Origin of the sequence: Marinomonas polaris DSM 16579 (assembly GCF_900129155.1) — a bacterium.
GTDB classification, from domain to species: Bacteria; Pseudomonadota; Gammaproteobacteria; order Pseudomonadales; family Marinomonadaceae; genus Marinomonas; species Marinomonas polaris.
The window spans coordinates 113,663-133,248 of the sequence record NZ_FQVF01000009.1 but is presented as its reverse complement, the minus strand read 5'-3'; the positions used below and the strand labels follow the sequence as shown (position 1 = coordinate 133,248).

Annotated in this window: 16 protein-coding genes and 1 other RNA gene; 11 read left to right on the top strand and 6 right to left on the bottom strand. The window is 43.6% G+C overall.

Annotation, left to right across the window (positions count from 1 at the left end; all coding sequences use genetic code 11):
* The 3 genes from BUA59_RS11400 to ffs form a co-directional block, all read right to left on the bottom strand.
* The gene (locus BUA59_RS11400) at positions 1–1,830 is read right to left on the bottom strand and encodes a Mu transposase C-terminal domain-containing protein (protein ID WP_072839823.1); all 1,830 of its coding nucleotides are present in this window, start codon (positions 1,828–1,830) and stop codon (positions 1–3) included.
* A 3-nt stretch (positions 1,831–1,833) separates the two neighbouring features.
* Complete coding sequence (locus BUA59_RS11395) at positions 1,834–2,457, bottom strand: TnsA endonuclease N-terminal domain-containing protein (protein ID WP_072839822.1); 624 nt, start codon at positions 2,455–2,457, stop codon at positions 1,834–1,836.
* 135 nt (positions 2,458–2,592) lie between these two features.
* Positions 2,593–2,689: signal recognition particle sRNA small type (gene ffs, locus BUA59_RS11390), an RNA gene on the bottom strand.
* Positions 2,690–2,910: 221 nt separating this feature from the next.
* Here ffs and BUA59_RS11385 point away from each other — a divergent pair.
* The 5 genes from BUA59_RS11385 (at position 2,911) to BUA59_RS11365 (ending at position 7,971) form a co-directional block, all read left to right on the top strand.
* Positions 2,911–3,792 carry a 6-carboxytetrahydropterin synthase gene (locus tag BUA59_RS11385; RefSeq protein WP_072839821.1) on the top strand — a complete coding sequence of 294 codons (882 nt, stop codon included), beginning with the start codon at positions 2,911–2,913 and terminating at the stop codon, positions 3,790–3,792.
* On the top strand, positions 3,789–4,202 hold the full coding sequence (gene hisI / locus BUA59_RS11380; protein WP_072839820.1) for a phosphoribosyl-AMP cyclohydrolase: 414 nt from the start codon (positions 3,789–3,791) through the stop codon (positions 4,200–4,202). The genes BUA59_RS11385 and hisI overlap by 4 nt, the downstream gene beginning before the upstream one ends.
* 320 nt (positions 4,203–4,522) lie before the next feature.
* On the top strand, positions 4,523–6,190 hold the full coding sequence (locus BUA59_RS11375; RefSeq protein WP_072839819.1) for a methyl-accepting chemotaxis protein: 1,668 nt from the start codon (positions 4,523–4,525) through the stop codon (positions 6,188–6,190).
* Between the two features lie 73 nt (positions 6,191–6,263).
* A complete protein-coding gene (locus BUA59_RS11370; protein ID WP_072839818.1) occupies positions 6,264–7,049 on the top strand; it encodes a class II glutamine amidotransferase in 786 nt (261 codons plus the stop codon).
* Positions 7,050–7,212: 163 nt separating this feature from the next.
* Complete coding sequence (locus BUA59_RS11365; protein WP_072839817.1) at positions 7,213–7,971, top strand: SDR family NAD(P)-dependent oxidoreductase; 759 nt, start codon at positions 7,213–7,215, stop codon at positions 7,969–7,971.
* A 133-nt stretch (positions 7,972–8,104) separates the two neighbouring features.
* Here BUA59_RS11365 and BUA59_RS11360 read toward each other — a convergent pair whose 3' ends face one another.
* The 3 genes from BUA59_RS11360 to BUA59_RS11350 all read right to left on the bottom strand — a co-directional run bounded on the left by BUA59_RS11360 (position 8,105) and on the right by BUA59_RS11350 (position 12,593).
* A complete protein-coding gene (locus BUA59_RS11360) occupies positions 8,105–9,061 on the bottom strand; it encodes an isopenicillin N synthase family dioxygenase (RefSeq protein WP_072839816.1) in 957 nt (318 codons plus the stop codon).
* Between the two features lie 10 nt (positions 9,062–9,071).
* Positions 9,072–11,378 carry an ATP-dependent helicase gene (locus BUA59_RS11355; protein ID WP_245813136.1) on the bottom strand — a complete coding sequence of 769 codons (2,307 nt, stop codon included), beginning with the start codon at positions 11,376–11,378 and terminating at the stop codon, positions 9,072–9,074.
* Between the two features lie 72 nt (positions 11,379–11,450).
* Positions 11,451–12,593: a succinylglutamate desuccinylase/aspartoacylase family protein gene (locus BUA59_RS11350; protein ID WP_072839887.1), complete on the bottom strand. Its 1,143-nt coding sequence runs from the start codon at positions 12,591–12,593 to the stop codon at positions 11,451–11,453.
* Positions 12,594–12,769: 176 nt separating this feature from the next.
* Here BUA59_RS11350 and BUA59_RS11345 point away from each other — a divergent pair, with 176 nt between their 5' ends.
* From BUA59_RS11345 to BUA59_RS11320, 6 genes are all read left to right on the top strand, one after another.
* On the top strand, positions 12,770–13,999 hold the full coding sequence (locus tag BUA59_RS11345) for an ABC transporter substrate-binding protein (RefSeq protein ID WP_072839815.1): 1,230 nt from the start codon (positions 12,770–12,772) through the stop codon (positions 13,997–13,999).
* 183 nt (positions 14,000–14,182) lie between these two features.
* Positions 14,183–15,919, top strand: coding sequence for an ABC transporter permease (locus BUA59_RS11340; RefSeq protein ID WP_072839814.1), 1,737 nt, complete (start codon positions 14,183–14,185; stop codon positions 15,917–15,919).
* Positions 15,913–16,545, top strand: a complete 633-nt coding sequence (locus BUA59_RS11335; RefSeq protein WP_072839813.1) for an ATP-binding cassette domain-containing protein — start codon at positions 15,913–15,915, stop codon at positions 16,543–16,545. The genes BUA59_RS11340 and BUA59_RS11335 overlap by 7 nt, the downstream gene beginning before the upstream one ends.
* A gap of 248 nt (positions 16,546–16,793) precedes the next feature.
* Positions 16,794–18,011 (top strand): metallochaperone AztD, encoded by a 1,218-nt coding sequence (locus BUA59_RS11330; RefSeq protein ID WP_072839812.1) that lies wholly within the window; start codon positions 16,794–16,796, stop codon positions 18,009–18,011.
* Positions 18,012–18,175: 164 nt separating this feature from the next.
* Positions 18,176–18,526, top strand: coding sequence for a hypothetical protein (locus tag BUA59_RS11325; RefSeq protein ID WP_072839811.1), 351 nt, complete (start codon positions 18,176–18,178; stop codon positions 18,524–18,526).
* Positions 18,527–18,534: 8 nt separating this feature from the next.
* Positions 18,535–19,074, top strand: a complete 540-nt coding sequence (locus BUA59_RS11320) for a nucleotidyltransferase family protein (protein ID WP_175550764.1) — start codon at positions 18,535–18,537, stop codon at positions 19,072–19,074.
* Positions 19,075–19,586: the final 512 nt, after the last annotated feature.

Here is a 19,586-nt window from a genome sequence, read left to right as displayed (position 1 = left end):
TCAATCCTTATTAAACGACTGCCATAATGCCTCTAAATCAGAAATATTCTCACTGGAGTCTGACGTTTTGCCCTCATGAGTAGATAATCCTTTATCTGCATTACCCGCATTTCTGACTGTCTCGCTACTGTATCCTTTATACTGAGCTGCTTTTTTATTGGTTGTTACTTTTGTTGAAGTTTTAACGTTAGCATCATGCCCAGCAAGGACTTCTCGTATCTCCTCTCTCGAAGCTGCTAAATCCTTATCAGATTTTCCATGTAAGAGGTTTTTCGCTCTTGTTAACGACTTATTTATCAAGTGCTGATCTAGACTTAGATTGTAAGTGTAAACTTTATCTACGCAAGGTACGGTTAGATACGTATTTAACTCGGATAGATATACATAAATTTTGCTAACATCATCTATATCAACTTTAATTATAACTTTTTTCCGTTGGTCAGGTGACCAGCAACTTTTACGATAATCGGATAACGCTTCAGAATCATAACGCAGGAGCTCATGGGTAATTCCGGAAGGCTGTAATGTCCTAGTTTTTTTAAGTCCTGCAATCTTTGGCAAGTCTATAGCATCTTGTTCATTTAACTTAGCAGGAGGTAACTTATCAAAACCTTCTTGCCAAAGAAGAGATGGCACCCTCAACCCTCGGCTATCTGAAGAGCAATTGTAGACCTCAGCCATCCACTTCTCAAAACCGTGAACAAAATTACTAAATTTAATTGTTGCCTCTTTAACAGAATCATATTCATCACGGACATCCAAACTACGAAAGGTTTTTCCATCTTGCTCGTCCAGTAGCAGATCATTAATCGACCTAAAGTTACGCTCAATAAAGGGTTTAAGCCATGGTTGACGTACTGGGTTATACTGGATATTTATACCTAACTCTAAGCACATTTGCTCTAATGATTTAGACCAAAATTCAGCGCCATTATCGACAACCAGCACTTCAATTTTTCCATTACAAGGCCATTCAATACCCCATAATTCTTGAGATTGGCTTTTAGGCAATAAAGTATGGCATATGGCCTTTGCTACAGAAGCATAACTTGGCGCCTTGAATGTTAAATGGTAGCCGACTAAACAACCACTATAGACATCTTTAAGGAGTGTTAGAAACGGCTTACCAATAGGCTTGCCTGTTCCATCATCTAATAAAATTATATCTAGGGGTGTATGGTCTATTTCAACTCGTTGCATGACTCGTTCTGGTTTTATTATCCCGCCTTTGTAGCCAAACTTCATATCGGCTTTGTATTTACCCCTGCGTTTTGCAGTCATTTCATAGGAGTTTTGTTTATAGATCCTGTCGTAGAACGCCCTCTGCGACATCGGACGAATACCTCCACCTTTACTTTGATCCCTTAGAAGACACTTATCTTTATAATAACGATAGGCACCAGCTATACTAGGGCGCTTCGCTTTTAAAAAAAGATCATTTGGTACCTCTATAATGTTATCATGATCTAGGTGTAGTTTCTTGTTTCGATTCCCCTTGCAATCATGTCTATCGATTAGAGCAACTAGGGCATCACATTGCTCTAATAATTTTTTATGCCACCTAACCGCAGTACGCCAGCTTGGCATTGTGATGAGCCTATTTTGTGAAAAATACTCATCAAATAAAGGATCAATATTTTTCTGAGTCCACCCACCGGTCAGTCGACTGCGTAGAAATATTACTAATTCATATTTTGCAGTGGCTTCTTGGCTAATATCTTCTGAGTATGAACCTAAGTCAGAGCTGAAGAAAATAGGATCATTGGTTTGAAGATGCTGATCTGAGGTGTCTTCAGAGATAATTTGATCTTCAAACTCATCATCAAACATTCCTTAAGCCTCATTTAACAAAGAATGCTCACAGAGAAGTTCGACCTCTAGGTCCACTTTTATCATGCCTATTCCGATAAGCATTGCGCAAGCTGCGATACAGTCTCCAATAAGAAGGTCAAGCTTATTGGCTAGTTGGCGAATAGAAAGGCTTTTCGCACTTTTAATATGATGTAATACAAGCTTGTGAAGCTCAGACAAGCTAGAGCTTGCGTATCGATGAAGCACTTTAAGATTAGCAAGTAGGTTGTCGTTACGTATTTGCTTTTCAGACACCAGAATTAATTTGTATCCCAGAGTGTTGTAAGCAGCCCTTTTGCACTCAAACTCTTCGCGAAACTTCTGAGTAGAGTGAATCTGTTCAGGTTTTATCTCAATGTATTCAATCTCACCTGTATCCTTCACGATCTTGAAGTCCGGTGTATAACGTCGAACTTTATTGTCCGCTTGATACTCTATGCCGGTGGGCTGAGATTCAAATGAAGCGATGAATGGAGAAAATTCAAGATGAAAACAGGCATCAAACTCTAAACCGCTCTCACACATAATAGTTGAACGATTTTTTCTACTAACGAATTTGTAAATGTTTTTATTTGGACTTGGCTTGCGGAGGTTGCGATTGTACATAACCCATACCTGTAAGTTGTAACTAAATAACAACTTAAAAATAGACTATGACATCATATAGTGCAAATTTGACAGCTTATGCTTCCAATTTGTCAGCTTATGCTTCAATTAATATTCGGGAGATTAAGGTGGCATCTCTACCAGCCGCACCTCGGCACACAAGTCCACCGCTGTGGCTGCTTCCTTCCGGACCTGACCAGATTAACGGTTTATCGTTGCGAGGGGACCAGCAGAGACACCATAAAGGAGGCTTGTTGACCTTGGGGCGCAATTATACGCAGCAAAATCGAAATATCAACCGCCTTTCTTATGTATTTTCAAATACTTATAAATTGCCGCTAATCATCACCCTTTTCTACTCCATCTCTACTCTATTGCTTCTTAGTATCAAGCTATAACGCTGCTTCTATTTACGGTAAGATACGCGCCATTAAGAATCATAGGAGTAGCGAGTTGAAGCTATTTGTAAAAAACCTGACCCACGTGGATTTTTCCTACTTTGATGCCACACGTGGTTTGTTGGGTGAAAGCTGGCAGACAGACATTGTGCTGACAGGCAAGTTAAACGATGAAAGCATGATTTGTGATTTCAGTATCGTTAAAAAACAAATCAAGAAATGGCTGGATGACAACATTGATCACATGCTGGCGATTCCTGCTGAGCACAGCGGATCAACTATGACTCCATTAGCTGATGATCGCGTGTCTTTTCACTTTGATCACAGTAAAACCACAGCTGACGACAAACGCGTATTTCAATGCGACGCACCGACTCAAGCTATTTGCGTGTTGCCAATGACAGAAGTGACACCCGAAGCGGTCGCTAAATGGGTTGAGTCACAAATTCTTAATCTACTTCCAGCGGAATTAGAAGCGGTCAGCGTGCGTTTTTCACCAGAACAAATTACTGGCGCACAATACCAATACAGCCATGGTTTAAAGAAGCATGCAGGTAATTGCCAACGAATTGCTCATGGTCATCGCTCTACGGTTGAGATTTACACCGATGGCGCACGTAATGCAGCAATGGAACACGATTGGGCAAAGCGTTGGGAAGACATCTATTTAGGCACCCAAGAAGACTTGATAAGCCAAGTGACTGAAAATGGCGTTCACTATCACTGCTTTAGCTACACCAGCCAGCAAGGTTTGTTTGAACTAAAAATCGACAGCAATCAAGTCTACATGCTGGATTGTGACACCACGGTTGAGTCCCTTTCAGCGCATATTGCAGAGGTACTGGCGGAAGAAAACCCAGGAACGCATATTGAAGCACACGGCTTTGAAGGCATTGGTAAAGGCGCGATCTCAGAAAAAATAAAGGCAAGAATATGAGCTTAAAAGAATACGAAAACCTCGCCAAAGGCGAAAAGCTATCGCTAGACACAGTATTAGCGAATCTGAAAACAGACGAACACGGCTTGATCGCGGCCATCGCGCAACAGCACGATACTGGTGAAGTATTAATGTTGGCGTATATGAATGAGAAATCCATTCGTGAAACCCTAGAAACAGGCCAAGTATGTTATTGGTCTCGTTCACGCCAAACTTACTGGCGCAAAGGCGAAAGTTCTGGTCATCGTCAAACGTTAGTATCCATGTCATTTGACTGTGATGGCGACGCGATTCTGGTCAAAGTGAATCAACAAGGCCCTGCTTGCCACACCAATCGACGCGACTGCTTCTTTTTTACTGTTGACGGAAACGACGTCGTTATCAGCTCCGCACCATCTACAACCAAGTAAGTTACAAAAAACGCACAAAAATGGAGCATTTTGGCAAAAAACCACTATGCTTCTCTCTCCCTTTCGAGTTACCTTAGGTCTTGTCAGTTTTTTTTGCACATTCCACAAGAATTATGCAATTCAATCTGAACGGTAAAAAAGCAAATTTTTTATTCACTCTCGAAGCTAGCAAATATTTTGCCAAACTTTAGATCAAATAAAGTACAAGTTCAGGAAGGATAACAAGTCAACGCCCTTCGTGCGAGGGAATGAAACTTGATTGGCATAAGTATTGCTGGATAAGAGATATCGACCAACACTCTTAATTCATTGGGTTAACTATGTTAAATCTGTCCGTACGCACTAAAATACTTTCACTTATTGCACTCTTTTCGCTGGTTATTGTTGGTATGAGCGTTAGTTCTGCACTTACCAGTAAATCCGTGTCTTCAGAATTACAAAGTCTTTCCTCACAAAGCCTCCAACTAGTTAAGAACTTAGAAAAAAGTCGTCAGCTTTTACTACAACAATCTGTTGAATTTGAACGCGGTTACTTCCAAGTATCTATTGCTAAAACAATTGGTGGATATGGCACTGAGCAAATTGCAGAATCAGCCGAAAAATTCAAAACTTACACTGGTGAGTTGGTAACCAGTATCGAAAATGTAAAAAGCATTCTTGCAACCATGCCAGTACACGATGGATTAGACGGATTGCTAGAACAGATTAAAGCCCTAGAAGAGCAACAAGCTATCTTCTTAGAAGCCAGCACAGAAACTTACAGCTGGTGGGTCAAGCTAAATACCATGAAAGCGAATAAATCTCGACGTGCTGCTGACGAAAGCTTGATTACGGTGAACAAGCAAATGGAGGAAATTATAACCTCCATTAATGAATACAGTAGTGCCGTTGCAGACAACCAAAACAGCAAACTTGATCAAACCATTTATGCTAGTGGTTTATTTGCCGCAGTACTCATTGTGATTGGTATCACTGTCAGTATCATCATTGTTAACGGCATTTGTAGACCGCTTATTAAAGCTGTTCGTCGCGCAGAAGAAATTGCCTCAGGTGATTTGGTTCAATCTAAAATTGCCAGCACACGCAAAGACGAAATCGGCATGCTGGAAACAGCAATGGACAAACTAGTCATTCAGCTTAGTAGCATTTTGCATGATGTGGCTGAGTCCAGCTCCATGTTGACCAATGCTGCTAATGACCTTAACCGTATTACCGACGAATCCTCTGAAATGGTCGATCGCCAACAACAAGAAACCAACTTCATATCTCAAGCGATACAAGAAATTCAAGCCACGGCAGTGCATGTTTCTGAATCCACAACAGACGCAAGCCAAGCAGCGCATGATGCCGAAACAGCAGCCAATGAAGGCACCGCAATTGTCACTAGAACAATTGATAGCATTCAAGAATTAGCGACTGAAATCGCCAGTTCTGCATATACCATCAATGAATTACAATCCAATACTAAAGAAATCAGTAATATCCTTAACGTCATTCTAGGTATTGCTGAACAAACCAACCTACTCGCTCTAAACGCTGCGATTGAAGCTGCGCGAGCTGGTGAACAAGGTCGAGGCTTTGCAGTGGTAGCTGATGAAGTGCGTCATCTTGCGCAGAACACGCAAAATGCTACGCAAGAAATTGAGAAAATGATTGCTCTATTACAAAGTGGTACAAGCTCTGCAGTAAAAGCCATGACATCGAGCCATCAGCGCTCCACTGATGCCGTAAATCAAGTTAAACACGAGGAAGATTCGCTTCGACATATCAATCAATCCGTGTCTAAAATTCGCGATATGAACGATAGAATTTCAGCGACAGCAGAAGAGCAAGCATCAGTAACGGCCGAAGTAAGCCGCAATGTCGAAAATATTACCGAGATTGCATCACGCACCACTAAATCTATACATTCTATTAGTAACTCAGCTGGACAGCTGGCTTCATTAGCCACACAATTGTCGGCAAAAATCAGCTACTTCAAAGTATAGAACTACAGCAAATTAAGATCTCTAGGGAAGTAACGAAGTTACTTCTCTTTATTTTCATTCCTAGGAGAAAATCATGTGTCGTTGGATGGCGTACCAAGGCGATCCTGTTTACCTTGAGTCATTGCTTTTTAAACAAGAGCATTCTTTAATTCATCAAAGCTTAAGCGCCAGAAAATCCGAAGTCACCGTGAATGCCGATGGTTTTGGTCTTGGCTGGTACGATGAACGCGAAGAACCAGGGCTTTATCATGAAGTCTTGCCAGCTTGGAGTGACAGCAATTTAAAGAGTTTAGCGAGACACATTAAAAGTGGGCTATTCTTCGCCCATGTTCGCTCCTCTACGGGCACAGAAACCAACCGTTCGAACTGCCACCCATTCAGTTACAAGAATTGGTTATTCATGCACAACGGACAAATTGGCGGTTATGAGTCTTTACGCTGGCAGTTGGATCGCTTGATTCCAGAGCATCTTTATAGCCACCGTCATGGCGCAACTGATTCAGAAGTTATTTTCCTATTGATGATCGCCAATGGTTTAGAAACGAATCCAGAATACGCGATTGAGATAACTTTATCGCAAATTCTCGACATGATGAAACAGAAGAACATCAAAGATCCATTGCGCTTCACGGCGGTTTTTTCAGACGGAGAAGAAATCACCGCGATTCGCTTTTCCAGTGATGAACTGGCACCAAGCCTATACTGCAAGCAATTCGCCAAGCACATTGTGATTGGCTCAGAACCTCTCGACCATTGCAGCGACAGCTGGACTCAAGTGCCAGCAGGACACATTGCCAGAATCAAAGGTCAAAATTACCAAATCCAACCTTTGTCTGAATTATTAAAAATGACCGCCTAGCGGTCATTTTCGCCCTTCTTTTTTGATAAATAATTTATCTTTTATATTATTGCTACTTTATCTTCCCACTTCCTTTGACCTACATCATGCAACTTAACCGTTTGACTGTTACCCTTCAGGGGTGAGTTATTCAATTGCATTGATTCAATTAAAAGGAGCTAACATGATCAACTACCAATTAGACAACAAAAAGGCCATGGTAACAGGCGGCGCATCAGGGATTGGTTTAGCCTGTGTAGAGCTACTGGCCTATTCAGGTGCCGATGTCGCCATTTGGGATCTTCATGAAGAGGCATTAGAAAAAGCTAAACAATCTATCAGCAAATACAATGTGAAATGCATCACCATTAAAGTCGATGTAAGCGATCAAGAATCGGTCAAAGCCGCTATGGCTGAAACGTTGAAGCAACTTGGCAGTCTAGACATAGCGGTCAACAACGCAGGCATCGGCGGCCCAGCATGCAAATCTGGCGATTACACCACAGAAGATTGGTTAAAAGTGATTGATGTAAACTTCAACGGTGTTTTTTATTGCCAACGCGAAGCCATTGCTGCCATGCGTAAAAATGGTTCTGGTAGCATTATCAACATGGCGTCCATTCTTGGCCAAGTTGCGTTCCCGAGCTCACCCGCTTACGTCAGTGCAAAACATGGCGTTGTTGGTATGTCCAAAGCCGCTGCAGTCGAGCATGCAGAGGACAATATTCGTGTAAATGCCGTAGGCCCTGGCTTTATTCATACGCCTTTGGTCGATGAACATTTAGATGCCGAGACACTAGATATGCTTGCTCAAAAACATGCACTGAAGCGCCTTGGCAAACCAGAAGAAGTCGCTCACCTTGTGGCTTGGTTAGCCAGTGATGCGGCGTCTTTTGTTACTGCATCGTATTATCCTGTAGACGGTGGTTACCTCGCTCAGTAAATCGACCTAGATAGATTTTTACTTAGCGATAAAGCTTTTTACTTAGCGATAAAGCTTTTTACTTAGCAATAAAAAACCTCACCTTGGATCAAGATGAGGTTTTTTATTGCGATACTATTTATGCACCCTTCTTTTATGCGCTCTCTTTTTCTCGATACGCGTAAGTCGCATCAAAGCGCGACTGAATCCAGTCGCCGCTTAAAATAGCATCGTATTTCGCAGGTTTGTCAGCTGTAGCACAACTCGGCACGCACTCAACATTGGTTTCGTAATCTGGCTCCACAAAGAATGGGAAAGAATAGCGATGCACGTCTGGCAATGAAGCACGCACACGGTGTGCAGTAGAAACATATTCGTCGTTGGTCCAACGCTGCATCAAGTCACCAATATTTACCACTAACGCGTCATCGATTGGCGTTGCATCGACCCATTCGCCTTTGCGATTTTTCACTTGCAAACCACCAATCTGATCTTGCAACAACAAGGTGACACAGCCGTAATCCGTGTGCGCACCCGCGCCGTTGTCATGGTCGTTAGCTGGACGCGGCGGATAGTGAATCATACGTAACACGGTAACGTGATCTTTAAAGCAACGTACAAAGAAATCATTGTCCAAAGACAGTGCTTGCGCCATAGCCGTCAGCAATTTTTGTGCTACCTGAAAGGCTTGTACATAGTATTCTTGCAGTACTTCTACGGTTGCTGGATCACTTGGATTTTGGTTTGGCCCGTACATGGTTGGGTATTTCGCGACCAAAGGATGATCCTTTGGAAAATCCAACGCCATATCAAAGGTTTCTTTCCAATCCGCGTGACCAATTTCATCCAGCTGCTCTTCACCAATATTGCCATAACCGCGGTGATTAATACTGTCTTTAATATCAATAGCGTTTTTCACATCTTGCGGCTGATTAAAGAATCGTTTAGCTTCACGCATCAACGCGGCCATCAATTCTTTCGGAATACCTGTATTAGTTAGGTAGAAAAATCCAATCTCTCGGCACGCCTTGTCTAGGGCGTTTATTTCAGTTTGGCGGACTAACTCGCTCTCGTGAGTCAGTTTAGATAAATCAATCAATGGAATGGACATTACGCGTTCCTTAGGCTCTGGAAGACAGTTTAATAAGTTGTGTGTGCTTAGGATTAAAGCGTTTTAGACCCACTTCGCCAAAATCCACAAAAATCATTTGTTTTTCGTCTCGCTCTTGTCGCACGACAACGCCCTGACCGAACTGATCGTGGCGCACTTTATCGCCGGGCTGCAAGAGACTTTTACCTTCAACCCGATGACGAAAGGTCAGCGACGGAGATGGATCGACCGCGTTCAAATAACGTTGAAAGACCGAACCTTTTTCCGTATCAATTGGCGTGCCAACATTCTCGACATACCAGGCTTCGCAAATACGACTCACCGCATAAGGCTGCGCTTCAAAGACAAAACGCGACAAAGACAAGCTTTTCAGTGCCGCGCGGGGAATATCACCCTGCTTCATGCGTTTATGCTCATCTGCACTCGGCGTTTCTAACAGCACGAGTTTCTGTTTCGCGCGGGTAATCGCCACATAAAACAAACGGCGTTCGGATGCCAAATCACTGGCGGCTTGCTTATCAATGGCGCTTAGATCCTCATCATAATAAGGAAAGCGCCCTTCTTGTAAGCCAGACAATAACACCTGATCGAACTCTAAGCCTTTCGACTTGTGAATCGTCATCAAATGTACGCCATGAACATCGTCCGTTTGTTTTTCATTCAAGGTGGCGAGTTGTTCTAAAATCGATTTAGCATCACCGCCAACACCTCGCACATAGGCCATAAAAGCATCGCAAGTAGCTATTTTCTCTTGGGTCTGAATATCTTTACTACTGGTGCTTTCAAAGTAGCGATAAATGCCTAACTTTTCTAAAGTGTGCGCCAAGCCTTGCGCCGGATCGGTGCGATAAATACTTAAGCTGCGCAACCAGTCTGCACGTTCGTAAAGCTTTTTGGCGCGCCAACCATCCGTCGCATCCGCAACAGACTCAATAATCTGAGGCAACAAATGCGGCGATTGTTTGGCTTGTTGGATTAAGGTTTTACGCTGAGCCATCGAAGCACCAAGGCTCGGAATCATCAGCAAGTATTCGATATCGTCGGGGTGAAAAAACGTGCTGGTATTTTCTAAGCCACCAGCAATCACCGCAAGATACGCCATTAGCATGCGAATCTGACGATTTTCCAATAACGGCGAATCACCGTGTAATTGATACGGCACACCTTTGTGCATCAAGGCTAATTGCACTGGCACCATGTCGCTGTACAAACGCACCAACACTGCGGTATCGCTTAGCGCACGACCCTCTTCCACCCAAGCTTTCAATTCGCCCAGCAAGGCTTTGCCTGTCTTCGGTGCTCGTGCAAAAGACACTCTGGTGCGTTCGCCAGCGCCAATCACCAAGGCATCAGGGTCGTTTTCGCTGATCACGCTCGACGCCATTAAACCGACCGCGTGGCCGAAGCGAAAACTGGTGCTCAATGGGTAAGTCGCCACATTAGCAAAGTCTTGGTCAAATTGCGTCGCCATGATGTCTGGACTGGCTCCGCGCCATTCGTAAATACATTGCTGCACGTCGCCCACAATCATCCATTGGCAAGGCGCAGGATAAAGCAATTTTAATAGCTCGTATTGGCAAGGGTTGATGTCTTGAAACTCGTCAATTAATAAGTAGCGGAAATCCGGCACCAAGCCACGTACTCTCACGCGTTCAGCTTCGTCTAATTGACTGATTAATTCATAAGGATCGCTGAGTAAATCAGCAAAAAAACGAATGTTATTGCGTTTGCGCAGCTTTTCTAATTCATCGTATAGCGCTGGGAAAAATTTGCGTTCGTTAGACCAACCCAAGGCTTCAAAAACGATCTGTGCTGGTTGGTCAGACGCTTTGACCTGATCGACAAATAACAGCACGTCTTCCAGCCAATCCTTCTCATCCAAAATAGCAATTTTCTCACCATTACGAACCAGACGCTGTAAGGCCTCGCGTAACATCTTCACCAAGCTAAAATCATCGGTAATTAACTTAGCAGCAGACAACCAACCTTGCTGCTCTAAACGGCGACAAAACTTCATCCCAAAGGCATGAAAAGTCATCACACTGGGAGAACGGAAATGCCCAGCACTCATGAGTCGCTTGCTCAAACGCTCGGAAAATTCTTCCTGCGCGCTTTTGTTGAACATAAATACGCCAATGTGAGACGGATCAACACCCTGAACCAATAAATGCTCGATGCGAGAAATTAAGGTGGTGGTTTTACCTGCACCCGCCACGGCGATAACTTTCGCAGGCGACGTGAGATCGTGATGTACAACAAGCGTTTGCTCATCGGTTAACGAGGTGGTCATCTCAGTATTGGGCTGTACTTGTGTCAAAATAATTTTGCCTAGTATTTATACGATTGGATCTTCAATTACTAATTATCGACTTTTAAATCGCCAATTTTTCTAGTCTTCAAACAGCTTGCCGATCTCACGAAATGCGAGATGCTCTCTGCCAGCTATCTTGGCAATGGATTCACCACATACCACCAAACGACGCTGTACGCGGGCGAAAAATACGCCATTGGTTCGCGCCACCAGAGGATAACTAGAGGTTTCCACATCATCGTCCATCAGGTTTACCACTTCGCCAATCACCTCGCCCGCTTCCACTTCTTCACCAATGGCTTTGTGGTAACAAACAATGCCAGCACACGGCGCTTTTACTAAATCCATGGCATCCAGTGGATAATATTCAACGTCGCTGTCATCAATCGCTGGTGACTTACCAGCAATCACTTCTCGCAGCACAAGATAATCAAATAAAGCTTGTGCATCTTGCTCGGCAAACTCATTGGAGATGTCATTTTCGCCGCGTAATTCTACCGTTAAAGAGCGGCTTCCCCAAGGAATCAAATGGGCATAATGGGCTTTTAAATCGCGCCACACGCTGACATTGGTTTCATCAAACGAAGCAGCGCCAGTTTCTAATTCAGACAAGCCAACTTTCGCGCCCAATAGCGCCAATAATGGCTTAAAGTGGCCTTCAAATTCTTGCGCCACGTAGGCGTGCATACTAGCTTCGCCAGAACAATGCAGATCGATAAGTTCATCCGCATCCATAGACAAAGCCAACAAGGTTTTCTTCATACCTTGCAGTTCCGTGGTTTCAGGTAACAAGGCCAATTCTTCGTGAATGGCTTGGCGAACTAAATCAATATTACTTTCAATGTCGCCGGTCACATCACCCTTGATACGTTTTTCAACTTTCGCGCCCAACTGTGGCCAGTTGCGATTAAAATTACCGCCGCCATCAGAGAACGCAAAACGCCCCGGAATATAACCATGAAAGTTCTGCGCCAAACCAATCGGGTTCGCCACAGGAACGATGACAATTTCACCTTGAATCAAACCTGCATCGTCGGCTTTTTTTAGCTGTCTTAGCAAGGTGTTAAGCACCAAAAAACCTGGCCATTCATCGGCATGCAATCCCGCCTGAAAATAGACTTTAGGACGCGCACCCGCTTCGCCGAAATGATGCGCTTTTAAAATACGCTGGGTGCCCGGTGTCGCGCTCGGTAATACATGAGAGTAGATTTGATAAGACATAACACCTCGCAAAAAAGCCGTGAAACATTCGCCCAAATTGAGCCTGCAACATGGTACGCTAAAACCCATTTTTAATAAAAACCAATTCCTTAAATAAAAGCTGTAAGAAACAACGATCTATTTACGTCTAAGAACTCGTAAAGATTAAAACAACTAAAGAACATCAGGAGAAAGGAATGAGAAAATCGTTTGTCGCGGCTTCCATCGCTGCCACCCTAGCCTTATCAAGCTTGCCTACACTAGCCACTTCAACTCAAACCAACGCAAGTCAACAAAGCTGGCAAAACACTCTTCAACAAGCCAAAGGCCAAACCGTGTATTTCAACGCTTGGGGCGGAGCCGACAACATTAACGATTATATTCAATGGGCGGCAGATCGCATTAAAGCAGAATACGATGTGACGCTTAAACAAGTGAAACTAACCGACACGTCCGACGCCGTAAACAGAGTATTGGCCGAAAAAGCCGCTGGCAAAAACAGCAATGGCTCCATCGATCTTATCTGGTTGAATGGCGAAAATTTCCGCGCTATGAAAGACAACAATCTGCTGTTCGGCCCTTTCAGCAAGTCTCTACCTAACTACATCACTTATGTAGATGAAAATGCCCGTCAAAGCTTAACCCAAGATTTCGGCACACCAGTCGATGGTATGGAGTCTCCTTGGGGCATGGCGCAAGTCATCTTCATGCACGACACAGCGACTTTGAGTAATCCGCCAAAATCCATTGCCGATTTACTCACCTACGCCAAAGCGCATCCTGGACGAATCACCTATCCTGAGCCACCACAGTTCCTAGGCTCGACCTTTTTGAAACAAGCCTTGTACGAATTAACGCCTTACCGCAAAGCGCTGTCGCAACCGGCCGACACTGTAGATTTCGACAAGATCACTGCACCATTGTGGGCGTATCTCGATCAACTGCACCAAGTGGCATGGCGCAACGGCCAAACTTTCCCATCCAGTTCAGAAGAAATGGTACGTTTGCTTGATGACCAAGAGATCGACATAGCCTTGAGCTTTGATATTTCCTCCGCTTCGGTACAAATCGATAAAGGCAATTTGCCGGATACAGTGCGCTCTTACGTGTTTACCGGCGGCACCATTGGCAATACACACTTTCTAGCAATTCCATATAACAGTGGCGCGAAAGCGGGTGCACAAGTCATCGCGAACTTTATGTTGTCGCCAGAAGCTCAAATCAAAAAGCAAACGCCAACTGTTTGGGGCGATTTAAGTGTTTTATCTTACGCAAAACTCCCCGCTGCTGAGCAAGCCAAGTTCGACGCCTTACCACGTGGTATCGCCACACTGAGCATTGAAGAACTGGGTCAAACCTTGCCAGAACCACACAGTAGTTGGGTGGGAGCGTTGGAATCGGAGTGGCGTAAGCGTTACGCACAATAATTAATAGCACGACTACTGCGCTCGCCAATACTTTGTTAAAAATAGACTCAAAGTGCTCATTTATAACTTATAAACTCCGCCTTTTCGTCTATTTTTGCCTCGTCTTGGCATCGCTCGTGACGTAGTGCTAAGTTCCGCATTGACGTCGTGAAAATTTCTATAATGAGCTGAATAAGAAGCAAGATGCCGTTAAAACACGCTAAATGGATCACGGGGATTATCACCCTATTACTGATCTTTCCTATTGTCATTGGCTTGGTCGGCACCTTGCTTCCTGCGTTTGCGTATTTCCCGCCCCTTGGCGAATACAGTATTTCCTTAGTGCCTTGGCGCAATTTATTTGCCCAAGGAGAATTTTACGCCAGTTTAAAACTGACTCTAATAACCGGCATAGCCGCACCATTACTCGCTCTTTGGTTCGCTCTGTCGCTATTGGCTTGGGGTTATCAACGTCCGTTTTTCACTAAAGTTGAAGCGGCGTTATCGCCGATTCTAGCGATTCCCCATGCGGCGATTGCTATCGGCTTGTTGTTTTTATTAAGTCCGTCCGGTTGGTTAGTTCGCTTGTTCAGCCCATGGCTAACAGGATTTGATCGACCGCCTAACTGGATTACCGTACAAGATCCTTATGGCGTTTCACTGATTCTCGCCCTTGTGATAAAAGAAATGCCTTATCTATTGTTTGTCATGCTCGCCACGATGAGAAGCATCAAGGCTCGAGAAAGCTTACAAGTCGGCCAAGCCCTCGGTTACAGCCGTTTTACCTTGTGGCGCAAGGTGTTAATCCCTCAGCTGTATCCAATTATTCGTTTGCCTATTTTTATCGTTGTCGCCTTTAGTTTGACTGTAGTGGATTTGGCTTTGGTGATCGGCCCCAACACACCGTCAACACTGGCGGTGACTTTATTACGCTGGTTTAATGATCCCGATTTATCCATGCGCTTAATGGCAAGCGCTGGCGCAATTTCCCTTATGTTGGTAATTGTTGTTGTCTTAGCAGGCTGGGAACTGGCGCATTTGTTGTTTAGCAAGCTAACCCGAGCAGAGCGCAGCAATGGCAAGCGTTTTGGATTAACCGACAGCTTGCTCCGATTGGGTGTTGTTTTAGGTTTGCTCGCCTTACTGAATGCCTTTTTGGCTCTGGCTTTGCTACCGATTTGGTCGCTTGCCAGACGCTGGCGTTTCCCTGATGCGTTACCAAGCCAATGGACCTGGGACAATATCGACCGCGCCACACCGCTGTTGATTGAGCTCACTTCGAACACACTGACCATTGCATTAATTGCCACACTGTTAGCCTGCGTCATCAGTCTTGTTATGTTGGAAACCAAGCGACGTTCTTACTCAACCGACCATGGCAAACAGCACGTATTCGATTGGCTGATTTACGTGCCGATTCTATTACCGCAAATTGGTTTTTTGTTTGGTTTGCATGTGCTGCTGATTTATCTGAACCTGAATGGCGATCTATGCGCCATTATTGCCCTGCATTTGATGTATGTTTTGCCTTATGTTTACTTAACACTAAAAGGCCCCTATTTGGCATACGAAGAGGAATACTTACTGCAAGCCAATCGACTCAATCATCGCCCTTGGCGCAATTATGTCTTAGTCAAAATCGCCATGCTAAAACCAGCGATATTCACCGCTTTTGCCATTGGTTTTTCCGTCAGCATCGCCCAATATTTACCAACTCTTATCGCGGGTGAAGGCCGTTACAGCACTTTAACAACCGAAGCCGTTGCCCAAGCCGCATCGGGTGATAGAAAGCAAGTGGGCAGCATGGCAATGTTGCAAGCCTTCTTTCCCATCATGGTATTTTGGCTCGCGCAATTCATTCCACCACGTTGGACAAAATGGCGACTTAAATTCAAGAAAGCCTTTAACACTGGATTAATAGAAAAGGATAAAATGTGCTGACTGTAAATGCGTTTTCTTTGTCTTTGGGCGATAAGACACTTATCAAAGAATTAAGCTTTAAGATCGCTGACGGACAAGTCTTGTCTATCATGGGGCCGAGTGGCATTGGTAAATCCAGCCTACTGCATTTTTTGAGCGGCTCTTTATCATCTAACTTAACCACCACTGGCGAAGCTTTTTTAAACGACGAAGCTTTGCAGACAAAATCTACACAAGATCGAAAAGTCGGCTTATTACAACAAATGCCCTTGTTGTTCCCACACATGAGCATCATCGAAAACCTATTGTTTGCCATTCCTGCCGACATCAACAAAGCAGAACGCATCACCATGGCACAAAATGCCTTGGAAAAACTCGGCATTCCCGATAAAGCCAGCGCTTTACCGAAAGAACTCTCGGGCGGCCAACAAGCCCGCGTCGCCCTGCTCCGCACCCTACTTTCCCAACCAGACTACCTACTGCTTGACGAACCCTTTAGCAAACTCGACCCAGCCCTAAGACGCGACGTAAGAGCCTTTGTACTGAACGAAATACGCCAAGCGAACATACCTGCACTGCTCGTCACACACGATCCAGAGGATGCAAAAGCCATGGAAGGGGAATGTTTGGAATTGGGACGTGAGTAAATAACCTTTTAATTTCATATAAAAGGTTCGTAATGCGTTGGCTCGCGTTCAGGCGTTAAGTCTGTCTAACAACACGTAATTTTACAAAGTTCCCCCTGTTAAAGTTTATAAACTCGGCATAAGCACTTATTGCGCACATCAATGTTATGATATAACATTTCTTTTGTCGTTAACCTAGATTGACATTACCTGTGCAAACAACGAACCCTGCATTAAGTAAAAATTATAATTTCAAAGGAGAGAACTGAATGATCAAACGCCTTAGCAGTGTTAGCCTTCTCGCACTGAGCATTAGTACTATTGCGATTGCAAGTGAAAACCACGATGACAGCATGACTCGTTATCGTGTATTTATTGGTGATCACGCTACACCACAAGTCACTGCTTTGGACTTAGATAATCCAGATAAGCGTTGGACCTTTAATACTGCAGGACAAAGCAAACTTTACTCTGTTTCCAACAATGGCCTAATCGTTGCAGTTCAGTCTGATAATGATCAGGTGAACTTTATTCAATCCGGCTTCCACTTCCATGATCACGGTGCCCATACTGATATAGAAATCAATGATCCTGTCGCTCTAAAAAAAGTGCTTCAGGGCCCTCGTCCATTCCATCTAGTTGAGCACGATGATCTAGTGTCCATCAACTTTGATAAAGGTGGGTACGCTGATGTTTTAGATGGCCATGAACTAACGGAGGGACATATTGAAGTAACACGAGTACAACAAAATCATGCACATCATGGCTTTGTGACACCTTGGGGAGATAACTGGCTTTCTAGTATCGCATCGAACGAAGCTGAAGAAGGTCATGCTCCGCCACGAATTGGTTTAAAAGCAATTAAGACAGACGGAACACCAGCAGGTGATTTGCAAACTTGCACAGGATTACATGGAGAAGCTTTTTCTGGTGCTTATCTGACTGTCGGTTGCAAAGAAGGAGTCTTAGCCGCAAAAGCTGGTAAAAACGGTACAGAATACAAAATGCTTCCTTACCCTGCAGATTTTCCAAAAGGGGAAACAACAGGCACCTTATTAGGCTCTAAATCCTTTCAGATATTCCTTGGCAACTATGGCAAAAAAAGCTTAGCCATCATAGATCCAACAGAAGCACCTTACATGCAGCTTGTAGAGTTGCCATTCCGCCGTGTGGACTTCATTTTAGATCCAGTTAAGCTTCAGAATGCCTATGTTCTAACCGAAAATGGTCAAATCCACCGTATTAACTTATTAAGTGGTGAAATCGAAAAAAGCACTCGTGTAACAGCGCCATACAGTATGGACGGGCACTGGAATGATCCAAGACCTCGCTTAGCCATGGCTGGTGATAATATTGTTATCACTGACCCAAATGCTGGCCTGATACGCCTCATTAATGCAAAGGACTTCTCTGAGTCGAAGACCATTAACATTGAAGGTATCCCTTATAATATTGCCGTTGCTGGCGGTAGTGGTATTAGCCACTAACTCAACCTTAGCCTTTAGATTTCGCAGATTCTCATTCAAAACCACTTTATGCAATGTAAAGTGGCTTTGTTGTTTTAAATTGACCAACAATATTGCAGACTTTAAGGCAGTTAGAATTTCCATTCGTTCAGACCACTAATAACCAAGCAAACAAGGAAATAACTATGCCTGAACTCAAAAATGAAAGAGCCATCGCGGAACAATTCCTTAAGGAAATGCTGAAAGCAGATGACACAGGCAACTATGAGTTGTTTGTTAAACATTACGAAGAAAAGGATCTTGTCGATTTCTCTCCAGAGCGTTTTGAGCATGACATCAAACAAATGCAAGCCAGAAATGGCAAGAACATGAGTTACGAATATTTTGGAGCATTAAAAGGCTATCACGACGGTAAACGTTGCGCCTGCTATCGGTTTGTGTGGAAAGGCATTTATGAAAAACGTGAAGCGCTTATCACTATTGGTATTCACCATAAAGATGATACTTGGTATATCAATGAGTCAACCGTTCGATAAAATACTATATGATAAATAAAATCATTCAGTTAATTGAAAAAGACCAGGTTCGAATAAGAGCACTTGAGTGTGTCGCTTCTCTGGATTTACCTCAGTGCTATATTGCTGCAGGATTCGTAAGAAATTTAGTCTGGGATTCGTTACATAACAAACAAATCCCAACTTCGTTAAATGATGTTGACGTTATTTATTATGACACCAACGAAATCAACGAGACCGCGCATCTAGAATATGAATCTCGCTTGTCAGCCTTGATGCCAGGGCTAAATTGGCAAGTTCGCAACCAAGCCAAAATGCATTTAAGAAATGGCGATAAACCCTATCTAAACTTGATCGATGCAATGAGTTATTGGCCTGAAAAAGAAACAGCTGCCGCGATTCGCCAACTCGAAAATAAAGACTATGAATGCGTATCAGCCTTCGGCTTTGATTCACTATTTGACTTAAAGCTAAGTCACAATCCAAAACGTAAGAAAGCCATATTTGAACATCGTCTTTCATCAAAAAAGTGGCTACATCATTGGCCTAAGCTAACTCTAGAATCATAGTGAGCTAAAAACCATTTAAGTGACTAAAATCGCAGCGTTTAAAGATATGGACTGTCGTCGTAATATTATATTCCTTGATGGCATAGCTGCATCTTGTATTGGAGTCATCACCCTATCGTACATTAAGCTGGCTACAAGATTTGCATAAGTTACCCAAAGAGTTGCTCGTATCGATCGCCTTAATCAATTTACTCTACGCGGCCTATTCTCTCAGCCTTTCAATACTTAAAAATCGACCAACGATATTGATCATTGCATTAGTCATAGCGAACTCTATCTGGTCCATTAACTGCCTGAGATTAGCTTATAACTACGCAGATATTGCGAGCCTATTTGGATTGTTACACTTACTTGGTGAAGCGATATTTGTCGGTACACTTGCCTATTTAGAATGGCGATGGCGTGGAGCTTTAGTGAAAAGATAGTGGTTTAAGAAACTTTAAGGCACAAACCATTACGTCACCCTTCCGTACAAATTGCATCTTTATTGATCAAGTTTTATACTACCAAAC

Bases quoted from the DNA above. Each gene is read 5' to 3' on its own strand.
- BUA59_RS11340 (WP_072839814.1), top strand. From the start codon at position 14,183: ATGCCGTTAAAACACGCTAAATGGATCACGGGGATTATCACCCTATTA.
- BUA59_RS11370 (WP_072839818.1), top strand. From the start codon at position 6,264: ATGTGTCGTTGGATGGCGTACCAAGGCGATCCTGTTTACCTTGAGTCA.
- BUA59_RS11395 (WP_072839822.1), bottom strand. From the start codon at position 2,457: ATGTACAATCGCAACCTCCGCAAGCCAAGTCCAAATAAAAACATTTAC.
- BUA59_RS11400 (WP_072839823.1), bottom strand. From the start codon at position 1,830: ATGTTTGATGATGAGTTTGAAGATCAAATTATCTCTGAAGACACCTCA.
- BUA59_RS11375 (WP_072839819.1), top strand. From the start codon at position 4,523: ATGTTAAATCTGTCCGTACGCACTAAAATACTTTCACTTATTGCACTC.
- BUA59_RS11320 (WP_175550764.1), top strand. From the start codon at position 18,535: ATGATAAATAAAATCATTCAGTTAATTGAAAAAGACCAGGTTCGAATA.
- BUA59_RS11325 (WP_072839811.1), top strand. From the start codon at position 18,176: ATGCCTGAACTCAAAAATGAAAGAGCCATCGCGGAACAATTCCTTAAG.
- BUA59_RS11360 (WP_072839816.1), bottom strand. From the start codon at position 9,061: ATGTCCATTCCATTGATTGATTTATCTAAACTGACTCACGAGAGCGAG.
- hisI (WP_072839820.1), top strand. From the start codon at position 3,789: ATGAGCTTAAAAGAATACGAAAACCTCGCCAAAGGCGAAAAGCTATCG.
- BUA59_RS11365 (WP_072839817.1), top strand. From the start codon at position 7,213: ATGATCAACTACCAATTAGACAACAAAAAGGCCATGGTAACAGGCGGC.
- BUA59_RS11350 (WP_072839887.1), bottom strand. From the start codon at position 12,593: ATGTCTTATCAAATCTACTCTCATGTATTACCGAGCGCGACACCGGGC.
- BUA59_RS11345 (WP_072839815.1), top strand. From the start codon at position 12,770: ATGAGAAAATCGTTTGTCGCGGCTTCCATCGCTGCCACCCTAGCCTTA.
- BUA59_RS11330 (WP_072839812.1), top strand. From the start codon at position 16,794: ATGATCAAACGCCTTAGCAGTGTTAGCCTTCTCGCACTGAGCATTAGT.